Annotated in this window: 11 protein-coding genes; all 11 read left to right on the top strand. The window is 50.0% G+C overall.

Annotated elements, in window-relative coordinates:
• Positions 1-4: 4 nt before the first annotated feature.
• The 11 genes from VE23_RS22875 (at position 5) to VE23_RS22920 (ending at position 13,990) form a co-directional block, all read left to right on the top strand.
• Positions 5-2,311 carry an ABC transporter ATP-binding protein gene (locus tag VE23_RS22875; RefSeq protein WP_084781635.1) on the top strand — a complete coding sequence of 769 codons (2,307 nt, stop codon included), beginning with the start codon at positions 5-7 and terminating at the stop codon, positions 2,309-2,311.
• 2 nt (positions 2,312-2,313) lie between these two features.
• Positions 2,314-2,817, top strand: a complete 504-nt coding sequence (locus VE23_RS22880) for a DUF1854 domain-containing protein (RefSeq protein WP_021877359.1) — start codon at positions 2,314-2,316, stop codon at positions 2,815-2,817.
• Positions 2,818-3,255: 438 nt separating this feature from the next.
• Positions 3,256-3,387: a hypothetical protein gene (locus VE23_RS27675; protein WP_269746004.1), complete on the top strand. Its 132-nt coding sequence runs from the start codon at positions 3,256-3,258 to the stop codon at positions 3,385-3,387.
• Between the two features lie 304 nt (positions 3,388-3,691).
• Positions 3,692-4,648: an ABC transporter ATP-binding protein gene (locus tag VE23_RS22885; RefSeq protein ID WP_049869255.1), complete on the top strand. Its 957-nt coding sequence runs from the start codon at positions 3,692-3,694 to the stop codon at positions 4,646-4,648.
• On the top strand, positions 4,632-5,444 hold the full coding sequence (locus VE23_RS22890; RefSeq protein ID WP_232317021.1) for an ABC transporter permease: 813 nt from the start codon (positions 4,632-4,634) through the stop codon (positions 5,442-5,444). Before VE23_RS22885 ends, VE23_RS22890 begins: the two co-directional genes overlap by 17 nt.
• Positions 5,445-6,386: 942 nt before the next feature.
• Positions 6,387-8,099: an S-layer homology domain-containing protein gene (locus VE23_RS27680; RefSeq protein WP_127507131.1), complete on the top strand. Its 1,713-nt coding sequence runs from the start codon at positions 6,387-6,389 to the stop codon at positions 8,097-8,099.
• Positions 8,100-8,226: 127 nt separating this feature from the next.
• Complete coding sequence (locus tag VE23_RS22900) at positions 8,227-8,844, top strand: hypothetical protein (RefSeq protein WP_157054031.1); 618 nt, start codon at positions 8,227-8,229, stop codon at positions 8,842-8,844.
• 237 nt (positions 8,845-9,081) lie between these two features.
• Positions 9,082-10,323, top strand: a complete 1,242-nt coding sequence (locus VE23_RS22905) for a glycosyltransferase family 4 protein (RefSeq protein ID WP_049869258.1) — start codon at positions 9,082-9,084, stop codon at positions 10,321-10,323.
• Entirely contained in the window at positions 10,274-11,575 is a 1,302-nt protein-coding gene (locus tag VE23_RS22910) for a glycosyltransferase (RefSeq protein WP_157054099.1), read from the top strand. Before VE23_RS22905 ends, VE23_RS22910 begins: the two co-directional genes overlap by 50 nt.
• Positions 11,575-11,844, top strand: a complete 270-nt coding sequence (locus VE23_RS22915) for a hypothetical protein (protein WP_021877367.1) — start codon at positions 11,575-11,577, stop codon at positions 11,842-11,844. The genes VE23_RS22910 and VE23_RS22915 overlap by 1 nt, the downstream gene beginning before the upstream one ends.
• Positions 11,825-13,990, top strand: coding sequence for a CgeB family protein (locus tag VE23_RS22920; protein WP_049869260.1), 2,166 nt, complete (start codon positions 11,825-11,827; stop codon positions 13,988-13,990). The genes VE23_RS22915 and VE23_RS22920 overlap by 20 nt, the downstream gene beginning before the upstream one ends.
• Positions 13,991-13,997: the final 7 nt, after the last annotated feature.

Genomic DNA, 13,997 nt, shown 5'->3' on the forward strand with positions numbered 1-13,997 from the left:
AATCATGGCAAGGACACCGAAGCAGCACAAGGCAATAGTGGAAGGCGAGGCTGCGGGAGCGGCCTCCGCTCTCAGGCAGAGGCTTGAAGGAGCCTGGCTCAAGCTGAGCGGGGACATCAACGAGGCGCGCCAGTTCGAATCCTACCGCATTCTGTTCACCGACCGGGAGGTCGCGGTTCTGAACGACAGGGGGCAGCTGCAGCGCCGATACCCCAAAGGCATGATCGACGAGATCGAATTCCGCCAGGCCTTGTCGGGCGGCGCCTTGATCCTGATGACGAGGGACGGCATGCGGGAAGCGGGCCGCTTCTCCGCCGGCCATGCGGAGGCATGCGCCAAGGCGATGCCGGCCATCTCAGCGTGGCTCGACGAGCCGGTGCCTGTCCCGGGCTTCTCCCCGCTGCTGGAGACGTCCGCGCCTGCGTCTGGCAGCGGTCGGGACAGCGGCAGCCAGGCCGAGCAGGAACCTGCCTCAGACGCCCGCCGGCGTCCGGGCAGAGCCTGCGCCGTCTGCGGCAGGCGCCTGCTGCACCGGCGGACCAAGTGCCTGCGCTGCAGCAACAAGGCCAAGATGTTCCGGCGGATACTCGCTTATGCGTCGCCTCACCGCAAGCTGATGAAGGCCAGCGGCATCCTGCTGCTGCTGAGCATTCTCCTCGAACTGCTCCCCACCTATCTCATGAAGCTCCTGATCGACAACTTCACCTTGGGCGGAAATCCTTCGACGCTTCTCCTGCTCATCGGCGCGATGGCCGGCGCCCATCTGGCCGGTACGGGCTTGTCCATGGCCAGGAGCTATATCGGCCTGCGCTTCGGCGGCAAGCTGATGGGCGACATCCGCAAGGATGCCTTTGCCTCCCTGATGCGGCTGTCGCTCGGATTTTTCGACCGGAGGCAGGTGTCCCAGTTCATCGGGCGCGTCCAGAACGATACGGAGGAGCTCAAGCAGTTCCTGACGGAGGGATTCATCCAGATTCTGTCGCAGGTTTTGATGGCGGTCGGGGTGCTGGGCCTGCTGTTCTACCTCAACGCCCCTCTGACCTGGATGATCCTGATTCCGCTCCCCTTCCTCGCTCTCGGGATGCTCTGGCTGTGGCCGCGCGTGCAGGTCATGTGGTACTCGCAGTGGATGGGCACGATGGGAGTCAACAACGTCATCGGCGAAACGCTCCAAGGCATCCGGGTCATCAAGGCGTTCGCCCAGGAGAAGAGGGAGAAGGAGCGCTTCGGCAAAGCCAACGATCTGCTCGTCAAGAAGATGATCTCCATGGGCAATATGTGGATCGGCATCTCGCCCGTCTTCTCTCTGGTCATTGCGGCCTTCGGACTGCTCGTCTGGTATATGGGGGGCAGGCATGTCCTCGACGGCAGCATGTCGCTGGGATCGCTGACGGCCTATGCTTCCTACCTGGTCATGTTCTTCGGGCCGCTGCAGTTCATGGGCGCCTCGCTCGGGATGATCAACCGCGTCATGGGATCGGCGGAGCGGATCTTCGAGATCATGGACGCGCCGAGCGATACGCCGGACCGGGAGAATGCATCCCCGCTGCCGGCCGTCCAGGGCGAGATCCGGTTCGAGGGTGTAAGGTACGGCTACGACAAGCAGCGGACGGTTCTCAAAGGAATCGACCTGGCCATCCGGCCCGGCGAGATGGTCGGCCTGGTAGGCCATTCCGGAGCGGGCAAGACGACGCTGATCAACCTGGTCTGCCGCTTCTACGATCCCGATGACGGCCGCATCTGCCTGGACGGGATCGATCTGCGGGATATCCGGCAGGAAAGCCTGCGCTCCCATATCGGGGTCGTGCTGCAGGAAACCTTCCTGTTCGACGGCACGATCGCCCAGAATATCGCCTACGGCATGAAAGAAGCCACTCCCGAGCGGATCATCGAGGCGGCTCGGATCGCCAACGCCCATTCCTTTATCTGCGGATTTCCCGAGGGCTACGAGACGAGGGTCGGGGAGCGCGGGCACCGGCTGTCGGGCGGGGAGAAGCAGCGGATCGCGATCGCGCGGGCCGTGCTGCTCGATCCGGCGATTCTCATCCTCGACGAGGCGACGGCTTCGGTCGATACCGAGACGGAGCGCGAAATTCAGGAAGCCCTTGCCCGCTTGATCCGCGGCAGGACGACGATCGCGATCGCGCACAGGCTGTCCACGCTCCGCGGGGCGGACCGGCTGATCGTGCTGGACAACGGCCGCATAGCCGAGACGGGCACGCATGACGAGCTGTACAAGAGCAAGGGAACTTATTACAGGCTGGTCGAGTCGCAGAAGCAGATGACCGAGTCGCCTCAGGAGGTGGGATAGGGATGACGAACAATCTCGTTTATATGAACCGAGCCAAGCCGGACGACGTGCTGCTGTACCACAACCGCGAAGGCTATTTGAAGGCGGTGCGCGGCGGCGAGCAGATGGGGAGGGTGAAGCTGGTCCGATGTTTCCCCTATTCGCTGCCGGACCGGCTCATCTCCATCCGATCCTATGAGGACAACGTGGAGATCGCCCTGCTGGCCGAGCTGGATCTGCTGGAGGAGGAGAGCCGCCAGGCCGCCGTCCTGGAACTGGAGCGAAGCTACATCATTCCCCGGATCGAACGGATCGTGTCCATCCGCAAAAAAGGCTCCGAGTGGATCTGGTCGGTCGAGACCGATTATGGCCCGAGCACGCTGCGCATGAGCATCCTCCATGAAGGCATCCATGAGCTGTCCGACGACAGATGGATCGTGACGGACGATGACCAGCGGCGCTACGAGCTGTCCGGGCTGGAGCGGATGGATCGGAACAGCCGGGAGCAGTGGGGCAAAATCAGTTGAGCACGAGCCTGAGCCTGTAGAAATGGACCGCAGAGCCCCGGATGCAATGCCTAACGGTATTGCATCCGGGGCTATTTGATCTATTAGTATCCCAAGAAGGAATTTGGCTATTTTCGTCAAATATGTAAGCGTATTCATACCGTGGAGGCATTCGACAAAAAAATGAGTTTTAGCCCTTGACGGGAATCGAGATTTGTCATAAATTATAGAAGGAGTTATGATACATTTCGTAACAATGGTTGGGGTCATTGAGAGCCCTATGCCAGCTGTCCGTCATGCAGCAAAATCTTGTCGTTGATGTCGTCGGATGAGGTCATAGTCATGGCGAGGGTACAGTCGAGAAGAGCAGTCGCCCGCGAATCCTGAGCTTTTGGTCCAGGAATCAGATACATTTCGTAACCCGAGCCGTCCTATATTTACTCCAAGGAGAGATGCAGCTTGACTGAGCAATTCCACTGCGTATGCTGCGAGAAGTTGATGTCCCGCCAGGAAGCGGAGATGCTGTTCAAAACCGGTTTCTACCGCCGTTCCTACCGTCTCGGCTACTGCCGGTCCTGCGCTTTGAGCTAGGATGCGGATGATTCGGACAGCGGCGTTGCCCATATCGAGATCGTGGCCTTGCCTGCGGAGCGCCGGACGAGAGAGGGAAGCGGATTTATCGGGCGCGGCAAGATTCTGACGGCCTGACATTTCCACAGAGCTGATCCTGCCTGAGCAAGGCAGGTTTTTTTTTGCCCGGATCCGCTCCTGCCTTGCGTACGGCAGCCTGCGGTCCGCTTTCCCGACCAAGGTCCAGGTTCCACTTCCCCTGCTAGATGGTCTATAATACAACAGGATATGTAAACGGCTGGAAGGTCGATGAGGAGGTGCAAGTTTGGAGACGAGCGCGATCGTTCAATTCAGGAACGTGACCAAGAAAATAGGCGGCAAGACCATTATCGACGGCCTCACTCTGGATTTGCCGAGGGGGGAAGTATTCGGCTTTCTCGGTCCGAACGGATCGGGCAAGACGACGACGATCCGGATGATGGTAGGCCTGATGAGAATGACGGAAGGCGAGATCCGCATCGGCGGAGCCAGCATCGCCACGGATTATGAGAAGGCGATCCGCCATGTAGGGGCTATCGTCGAGAATCCGGAGATGTACAAATACTTGACGGGGTACCAGAACCTGCTTCACTTCGCTCGGATGATTCCGGGAGTCGGGCGGAACCGCATCGACGAAGTCATTCGCCTAGCGGGGCTGGACAAGCGGATCCACGACAAGGTGAAGACCTACTCGCTGGGCATGAGGCAGAGGCTTGGCGTCGCCCAGGCGCTGCTGCACAAGCCGTCGCTGCTCATTCTGGACGAGCCGACCAACGGCCTTGATCCCGCCGGCATCCGGGAGCTGAGGGATTACTTGCGCAAGCTCGCCGAAGAGGAAGGGATTACGGTGTTCGTCTCGAGCCATCTGCTCTCCGAGATGGAGCTGATGTGCGATCAGGTGGCCATCATCCAGGCCGGCAAGCTGATCGATATCCGTTCGCTGCGCAGCGGCGATGGGTCTCAGGAGGCGGTGCCCGTACCGGTCCAGTTCGAGCTCGACCGTCCGGACGAAGCGCTGGCGATCATCCGCCGGTCGATCCGTCCTGCCGGGGATGACGGGGGCAGGGAGATCCGCGCATCGGTAAGGGAAGGCTTGCTGGTCATCGACGCGCTGCGCGAGGATATAGCGGAGCTCAACGCTCTTCTGGTGAAGGAAGGCATCCGGGTATACGGAATCCGGTCCAAGGCGAAGTCGCTCGAGGATCAATTCCTGGAAGTGACGGGAGGTGAGTCGGTTGTTTGATTTCGGGAATCTCGTGCTCAACGAGAACATGAAGATCTACCGGCGCGCCCGGGTATGGATCATGTGGGGACTCATGGTCCTAGCGGTTGCCGCAGTATCGGGAATCGCCTATTCATCCAGTGCGAACCCGCCTTCCATGTGGCAGATGGTAGCCATCGAGATGATTGTGATGATGCCGCTTGTCAGCATTTTCGCCGTCATTGTCGCCGCTGACATCGTCGCGGGAGAATTCACGGCGGGAACGATCAAGCTGCTGCTGATCCGACCTTGGTCCCGTTCGAAGATTCTGCTGTCCAAGTATGCGGCGACGCTTCTGTTCGGTTTTTTCAGCATGGCGCTGCTGTATGCCGCGCTGCTGCTGGTCAATATCATCTTCTTCGGCTATGAGAAGGGCATCAAGGCGGCTGAGGTGTTCGGAGCCGCGGACCCTGCGATGTCGGCCTGGTCGTATTTCAACCAATCCTTCTTCATGCAGTTCATCTCCCTGATCGTAACCGTCACGCTGGCATTCATGATTTCGTCGGTGTTCCGCAGCGGCGCTCTGGCGATCGGACTTTCCTTGTTCGTCGTGCTGATGGGCAAGACGCTCGGCCAGCTGTTCGGGCTGATCGACCGCAAATGGGTCGATTACGTGCTGTTCCAGCATCTCGATCTGACCCGATACATCGGCATGGGCTCCAGCGGGGCGAACGGCGGCATGACGCTGGGCTTCTCTCTCGCCGTCCTTGCCGGCTATTATGTCATCTTCATGGCTTTGTCATGGTTCGTGTTTACGAGGCGGGATGTCGCCGCTTGACGGCTTTGTTTAACCGATGAACTTAAGTAATTTTATGGGAAAAAATAAGCGAGCCTCCGGATATGTCGATTTCTCCTGTTAAGGAGGGGCGGACATAGTCATGGAGGCTTTTTTCGGTGCTGTAAAGAAGTAATGAATGAAATTTTCAATCCCTTAAAAAATATTACTTAATGTAAAATAATCAGTCTGAAAATGTTGAAATCCTAAAAATGGTGATTTATTTCCATGAAAATTATTTGTATTTAATGATTCGAATAAATACGAAAAATAGGAGAATTCGACCATACAAATATCGTAATAAAAATAATTATATAGTGATATATAGGTTCTAATTCCTAGCAGTTCGACTCGTTTTAGGACTTAAGAAATATAATAAATCGGGATTTTTCCTTGGCCATTGTCTAAATATGGTGCTAGTATGGCCTAAGATTAATTTTCCATATATACAACAAATGGGGTGAAGAGTTGAGTAAAAATAAAGTTGGAAAAAATATAATTAAATGTACAGTAGCTGCTACTGTACTGGCGGGCAGTCTCTCAGGAATTCCTCTTTCTACGAATGGAGTTTCTCAACTGTTCGGTGTCCCTGTTGTCCGTGCGGCGAGCAGTTCGACTCAGTCGGATCTGCTGGGGAAAATCAAGCAATTGCATGAGGCTCTCGATGCTGCGGGGAAAGAAAATCTTGAGGCCGCGCTAAAGGCTGTCCAAGCGGTTCCAGACGACAGCAAGCATGATCTCATCCGGCCGGTAATCGGGAAATTCAATCTTACGGAAGATCAGAAGCATGTTCTAGGAGATCTGGCAAACGAAATCCTATACCTGAACTATGATCCAGAAGGCGCATTCCTTGAAAAGCTGCGCAGCAATGAGGCATACCGAAAGGTTCTTGTTGAACTATCCTCTGCCGCCGGACTGGATACAAGCGTAAGTGTAGATGCTGTAATGGAATACTTCCTACATATCCAAGACCTCGCTCAGATCAAGCTGCTTGCCTTGAGCGCCGTTGAACTCTCTGCTTTGACCAAGGACGAGTCCAAGCAGGAGGCGTTTCTGGAATCGTTGCTGGCTGACGTTCGAAAAGAAGAAAACAGCCCGGTAAACAAGCTGTTGAATCACTACGGAATCAATTCCGAGGACTTGAAGGCAGTAAAAAACAACATCAGGGATGCAATCGGCCAGCCTGTATATAGCGCTGCCGTCAATTCTCTGGTCAAAGCTTATTTCAAAATCCTTGATCTGGATGCTGCAAATCCGGGAGTTCCTGTAGATCCTGTAGATCCCGTAGATCCCGTTGATCCTGTAGATCCACCCGTAAATCCTACCTATCCAACGGTTATCGTCACGCCTCCTGCATCGGATTTGGATTCGACCTTCAACCAGCTTCTCCAAAAGCTGGCCAATGCATCGGATTCCGAGAAGCAGGAGCTTGTGAAGCAAGCCGTCCAGCTGGCCAATGAAGAGCTGAAGAAAGTTCAAACCTTGGATGCATCCAAGCTTGCCGTAGTTGCCGGCAACGAGGCGTTGGTAGAGCTGGGTCCTGAGTTGAACGATCTGCTGGACAAAGCAAAGGCTATTCTGGACAAGCTTGCTGATTTCCTGAATAAAGCGGGCTCCAAGGAAAGCCTTCCATCCGTCGCATTCAAGATTGATCTTGGGAATGTTGCCCAGGAAACGGTCACGCTCAAGATTCCGGAAGCATCCATGCAGAAGTGGGGAGCGATTCCATTCGGTTCTCTGGATGTAACCGTGAATGGCTTGACCGCATCCTTCCCTCGTGCGGATGAGTTCCAAAAATCGTTTGCCTTCACGATCAAGCAGCAGGATGCTTCTCAACAAGCAAGTCTGAAAGCGTACAAGGCTGTTTCTCCCGTATATGACTTCAGCCTTACCCTTGGCGGAGTGGCGACGGAGAGCTTTGATCATCCGATCAGCCTGTGGATTCCGGTTGCGGCTTCGGCTGGAGTGGACAAGGAGCTGCTCAGCGCAGCCCGCATCGATAACGGGAGCCTGAAATTCCAGGGCGGGGAGCTGAACGGGGACTACTTGGTTGAGCCGCGCAATCATTTCTCTTCTTATGTCGTCGTGGAGAACAAAGTCGCTTTCAACGATGTTCTCTCCGTAAAAGCGTGGGCTGGAAGGCAAATCGAGGTTCTCGCCGCCAAAGGCGCGATTGAAGGCAGAGGAAACGGAAGCTTCGATCCTAAAGGCACCGTTACCCGGGCCGAGTTTGCGAAGATGCTGATTCATGCCTTCAATCTGGAGGGCAAATCGGAAGCGGGCTCGTTCAGCGATGTTCCAAGCCAATCCTGGTTTGCTCCGTATGTCGGGTACGCCGTCAACAAAGGAATCATCAATGGCCGGACGGCTTCGCTTTTTGCTCCGAACGCTCCGATCACCCGCGCCGAGATGGCGACGATGGTATCCCGCACGCTGAAAGCAAGCAATAAGATCGGCAAGGAAGCCGCGGCAGGGACGGACACGAATCTGGCAGCGTTCAAAGACGGCGCCAGCATCAACGCTTCCCTCCGAGAAGGCGCTGCTCTGGCAGCCAGCCTCAACATCGTCATCGGGGACAACGGCTATTTCAAGCCGAATGCTAATGCCAGCCGCGCCGAAGCGGCCGTCATGATCTACCGGGCACTGCAAGTCAAATAACATGTTCTTCACTTTGGTTGAAGCATAAAATAGTCGCCGTCTTCCTCTTTTGTTTGTTCTCCTAAGAGGAAGACTTTTTAAACTTTAGCTGTCGGCTGGCTATCATTCCGACCGAGAAGGGAAGCCCATGCGAAAAAAGACAAAAGTACTGGTTTGGACGGGTGCGGTTGTTGTCGTACTTGGTACAGGCGGTATTGCAACGACAAATTTTCTCTTGAATAAGTTTTTGGATTCCATGTCGGAGCAGGTCGTCGCGACTGTAGTCGGCAAATCAGGGGAAACAGGTGCGTCATCGGAAGCATCTGCAGATGAAGGCTCAAAGGAAAAACAGGCGGACGGAAACGTGCAAAAAGCAGCCCAAGATACCGTTTCGTCGGGGGAAAAAGCTCCTGCAGCGAAAAAAGAAGCGGCCAAAGATCCAAAAGGATATACGGCCAATCTGACCGGAGAAAAAATCAAGGAAATAAAGGAAGATGTCTCGGTCTCGGACAAAATGGACGTCATGGCGATTCTCCTGAAAAAGCTGAGCCTGAGCGACATCCGCAAGCTTCAGCAGCTGGCCCAAGGCGGCTTGACCCGAGAGAAGAAACGCGAAGCCCGTGCCATCATTCACGATAAAGTCACGCCGGAGCAGTATGACGAGCTTATTACGATTGCCAAGAAGTATGGCGTCAGCCAAGGCCGGAATTACGAAGAAGTGATCAAGCAGGAAGAACGGCTGCTCAAACAGGAAAAAAGCAAGTAAAAGCATAGAAGGTAATGCCTCCTGCACCTCTATCACTGGAGACACTCGGTCATGCTGTGGGTTATGAGACCTTAGACGTTCATCGTCGGGGGCATGATGTGAGGGCGGGTTGGATGCCCCCTTTTTTTTATGGTAAAGAAATCGAGCTATATCCTTTAAAATAGCTGTCCAAACGTCGATTAAAGGATGTAGCTCGATTTCATTTACCGGCAGACTGGTCGTATTGGAGGGGATAGTATGAAAAAGATATTGCTGCTGGCTCAAAACTACTACCCCGAGATCGGTAGCGCCGCCAACCGAATCACGAATATGGCGAACGAACTCCAGGCTCTGGGGCACGAGGTTACCGTGCTGACTATGGAGCCAAGCTATCCTAATCGCAACATGTACAAGGACAGTCGCTTCTGGGAGCAGGACAAGCCTCCTTATCGGGTCATTCGCCTTAAAATGAGGACAAGGAAGTATAGTCATAACCTGTATAACAGGCTGCTGTTATACACGGAAATGATGTATAAATTTATTCGCACCGTGCGCAGGCTCAACCCTGAATATGATTACATACTGGCTTCAACGCCGGCTATTTTTGTGGGAATGGCGGGCATGGCGGCCAAAAAAAGGTTGAAATGTCCGCTGATTCTCGATGTGAGGGATCTATGGCCGGATTCCCTGCTGGGTACAGGCGCGTTCAATCACAGGCCGATCATCTTCCTGGCCGGCTGGATCGAAAAGCGGATTTATAGAGCAGCCAAGCATATTGTCGTAAACAGCGAAGGCTTCAAGCCTCATATCGTGAGCAAAGGAATCGAAGCGGACAAAATCAGTTTCATGCCGAATTCCTTGAACAACAAGGATATTGAAGTCAAGCCTTCCCTGCACAAGGACAATGAGGCGCTGACGGTGGTATATACCGGCAACGTTGGATTGGCTCAGGATTTGGACATCTTTTTGAAGGCTGCCGAACTCATGAGCAAGAGAAGAGATGTTAATTTCAAAATCATGGGTTATGGATACCGCTACAAAGAACTGAAGGACCGTGTGAACCAGGCTGGGATGGACAACCTGGAGATTATTGACGCCTCCAACAAAAAGGAAGCGGTCGAAGCCGTCAATCAAGCGGATATTGCCTTCGTTAGCCTGATTCCACAGAGAGTATTCGATAAAGTGCTCCCTGGAAAAATCGTCGATTATATGTCCATGGGCAAGCCGATCATCGGAGCCGTATCCGGATATTCCGCCGACCTCATCCTCCAGGCAAAATGCGGGTTCGTGTCGGAGGCTCGCGATCCGATCGCAATCGTTGAATTCATCGAAAAGCTTCTAGCTAGCAAAGAATTGAGAATGAACCTTGGGAGAAGCGGATATGAATATGCTCTGCAGCACTTTCAATGGCAGCGAAACATATCCATTTTAGATCAAATATTGGAGAATGATTATGAGCAAGAGAATTTGCATGTTCGTTTGGAACCACTTTACAAATGATGCTCGAGTCATGAGAGAATGCTCCGCTCTTGCCGAGGCTGGCTACGAAGTGGACTTGATTGCTATTCATGATTTCAAAAATCCGCACTTGCCCAGGTTCGAAAGCCGAAAGGAAGGTTATTCGGTTTATCGGGTCCGAAGCTCATTCCGTTTTCTATCCGTTGTTGCGGGCATAGCCAACCGATTGAAAAGGCATCTGCGCCAATATCCAATCCTTATAACCATACCCTTAGGACTTGCCTTGGCAGGTCTTTTTTTTATTCCCCTATGGACTTGTTCGGCAATGATAGCCTGTGCTCTAGTTCTGCCAAGAAAAAGTCGAGGGTTTATCAACAAATCGTTGATCTTTCTGCAAATGGTCAGGCTGGGCTTGAAAAAGAAATACGACCTTTATCATAGCAACGATCTGAACACTTTGCCTCAGGGATATCTATGCAGCAGGATATGGAGAAAAAGCAAGCTCGTTTATGATTCACACGAAGTTCAGACGAGCCGGACGGGTTACAACAGTCCGATTTACGGGATGGCTGAACGTTTCCTCGTGAAGCGTGTGGACGTCATGATTGCAGAAAATCATACGAGAGCCAAGTATACGGAACAATTGTACGGTATTTATCCGAATGTCGTGCATAACTACCCGGAGATCTCCAGGCCTGAAGAGAGCAGCCAAGTTAACCTGCACGAGCTGCTTGAAATTCCCCTGCATGAGCCGATCCTGTTATACCAGGGCGGAATTCAAATCGGACGAGGACTGGACAAGATTATAGAGGCGGTCCCATTGTTCGATCGCGGAGTGGTCGTGATGATCGGCGACGGGAAAATCAAGCCGGAGCTGGTTGCGATGGTACGGGAGCGAGGCCTGGAGCAGAAAGTGAGGTTTCTTCCTAAAGTGCCGGTGGAAGATCTGCTTCATTATACAAGAAACGCCTACCTCGGCTTCCAGGTGCTGAACAACATTTGCTTCAATCATTACTCCGCTTCCTCCAATAAATTGTTTGAATACATGATGAGCGGAGTTCCCGTAGTGGCCTGCTCTTTCCCCGAGATTCAGCGGGTTGTTGAAGGCGAGCAGATTGGTGTATGCGTGGATTCGCATAGTCCGGAGTCGATTGCAGGCGGCGTGAATAGACTGTTGGGCGATGTACAGCTTTATAAGAGTGGGAAAGAAAACTCCTTGAAGTCAAGACAAAAGTTTAATTGGAAAAGTGAAAAAGAAAGCTTCATTAAGATATATAAGGAAGTGATTATTTAATGGAGGAGCCAAACAATACGTATTTTTTGAATGATAGGGATAAGGTATCTCTTTTATTAGCAGATGTTTTAAAACAATTGGATGAAAATAATCATATAATCAATAATCTTGAAAAAGAAATTCATACTCATAAGTTAGAAGTAGAGCAGTTAAATCGTAAGCTGGAAAAAATGAATACAATGAAAGTAATCGTAATGATGAAGTTTTATTGGAGATTGAAGAAAAAATTATCAAAGGCAGTGAAAATTAATGAAAAAAGACGAGCGTAGCCATAGCCAAATTGATAATAATCATCGTCTTATGAACCTGATTAAAAATCAACTTGATCCTAACATAATTAAATCTAAGCATTCGTTATTAAGAAAAAATTGGACTGCCTCTTCTAATGATATCACGGTAGTTAACGAAGCAAATGTACTTGTTATATCAAATACTAAAGAGACTAAAAGATATCTGTCCTACATAGAGAAAAACAACAGTTTCAGTGTCTATCCGAAGCATAGATTCCCGCTATGTTCAAAAGATTTTTTAAATATAAATATTGAAATGGAAGAATATGGCAACATAGAAATTAGTTTAATTGTCATTGAATATGATGAAAAAGAAAAAATAAATCAAATCGTGATGCCAGTCAATAGCAAGCGTAATGAGTTCCGGTTAAAGGATGAAACGAAAGCTGTACGATGCGCTCTTAAGGTAAATGGAAAAGGAACGGCTAAAATTAAAAGATTAGAGTTAATTCGAAAGCAACCTGAATTAAAAGATCTCTATGTACAAAACACTAAACCTATATCAAATAAACGTAAACAAATAATCAAATCATTAAAGAGCCTTAAAGTTGCATGCATTTTAGACGAATTCTCGAGAACTTGTTACGAGAAAAATGTCCAGCTGATTAATCTTACACCTTCCACCTGGAAAGAAACTCTTGATTCCGAAGTGCCGGATATTTTATTGGTTGAATCCGCATGGAAAGGATATCAGGGAACTTGGGAGTATAAAATTGCGACTTACAGCAATCAAGATAAAACAGACTTGAAGGAATTGCTGAACTGGTGCAGGGAAAACGGGGTTCCCACCGCTTTTTGGAACAAAGAGGATCCAATACATTTCAATAAATTTATAGATACAGCCCAATTATTTGACTACGTATTTACGACGGATAGTAACATGATTGCTGATTATCAGAAGAAAATTAAACATAATCGTGTTTTTGCCCTGCCTTTTTCTGCCGACCCTTCTTTGCATAATCCGGTCAAACTGCCTGAAGGCCGGAAGCACAAAATTAATTTTGCGGGTTCCTATTATTCGAACCGACACGAGGATCGGCAAAATGCGATGGATATTTTATTTAATCTTGCTTGTGAATATGAGTTTGATATCTATGATCGGAACTTCGAGGCTAATCTCAAAAACAAAAATAGTAATTTTCAATTCCCAGATTTCTTGAAGAATCATATCATTGGAAGCTTGTCTTACGAAGATATTGAGAAGGCCTATAAAGGTTATAGAATTTGCTTGAACGTTAATAGTGTCATTGATTCTCCCACAATGTTTTCGAGAAGGGTTTTCGAAGCATTGGCAAGCGGTACCCCTGTTGTGAGTACTAAGTCTAAAGGTATTCAAGCTATGTTTAACAACCTAGTTATCAATTCTAACGAGGTTCATGTCCTTGAAGAAGAAATGAATCTATTAATGAATGATGATCTCTATTACAGGCGCAAGTCTCTTGAAGGAATCAGAGAGATATATTTAAATCATACTTATCAACATCGACTTCAATATTTAGTAAACAAAATCGGAATCAAGGTTGAACATCCTTTGCCGATGAAACAGATTTGCATGGTTTCGGTCGTGCATTCTAAAGAAGAGTTTGAAAGAGTCTACAATTTATTTTCAAAACAAACCTGGAATGATAAAAAACTATGCATTTTTCTAGATAATTTTGAAGGATACATAGATATCCTTAATCATTATAATAACGATAAAGTGAACGCATATGTTTATTCTTATGCCGAATTTTATGGAAAAGCAGCCTCTTTCTTCGGGGATACTTATGTCTGCTATATTAATCCCAACGATCATTACGGCGAAAACTACCTGTTGGACATGGCAATAGCTATTGAATACAGCCATAGTGAAATAATCGGCAAGAGCAACAAGTACTGCTTCAAAAATAATGAGTTCATAGATAATGATGAAGATGAGTACGTATTCGTGATGAATTTGGAGCCGCATTCCTCCATGATTAAAGCGTCTATTCTCAAAGAAAACTTGTTTAAATGTTTATCTGATTTAAAAGAAAATAAAAATTTCAATAGGTACTTCCCTCAAGGACATAAGTTGTTTTCGGTAGATAAATTTAATTATATTCAGAATTTCATTTCCAAGCAGCCTGTCATATATGATCTATAAAAGAGGG

It is taken from the genome of Paenibacillus sp. D9 (assembly GCF_001188365.1).
Classification (GTDB): Bacteria; Bacillota; Bacilli; order Paenibacillales; family Paenibacillaceae; genus Paenibacillus_O; species Paenibacillus_O humicus.

Bases quoted from the DNA above. Each gene is read 5' to 3' on its own strand.
- VE23_RS22875 (WP_084781635.1), top strand. From the start codon at position 5: ATGGCAAGGACACCGAAGCAGCACAAGGCAATAGTGGAAGGCGAGGCT.
- VE23_RS22880 (WP_021877359.1), top strand. From the start codon at position 2,314: ATGACGAACAATCTCGTTTATATGAACCGAGCCAAGCCGGACGACGTG.
- VE23_RS27680 (WP_127507131.1), top strand. From the start codon at position 6,387: ATGGAATACTTCCTACATATCCAAGACCTCGCTCAGATCAAGCTGCTT.
- VE23_RS22900 (WP_157054031.1), top strand. From the start codon at position 8,227: ATGCGAAAAAAGACAAAAGTACTGGTTTGGACGGGTGCGGTTGTTGTC.
- VE23_RS22905 (WP_049869258.1), top strand. From the start codon at position 9,082: ATGAAAAAGATATTGCTGCTGGCTCAAAACTACTACCCCGAGATCGGT.
- VE23_RS22915 (WP_021877367.1), top strand. From the start codon at position 11,575: ATGGAGGAGCCAAACAATACGTATTTTTTGAATGATAGGGATAAGGTA.
- VE23_RS22920 (WP_049869260.1), top strand. From the start codon at position 11,825: ATGAAAAAAGACGAGCGTAGCCATAGCCAAATTGATAATAATCATCGT.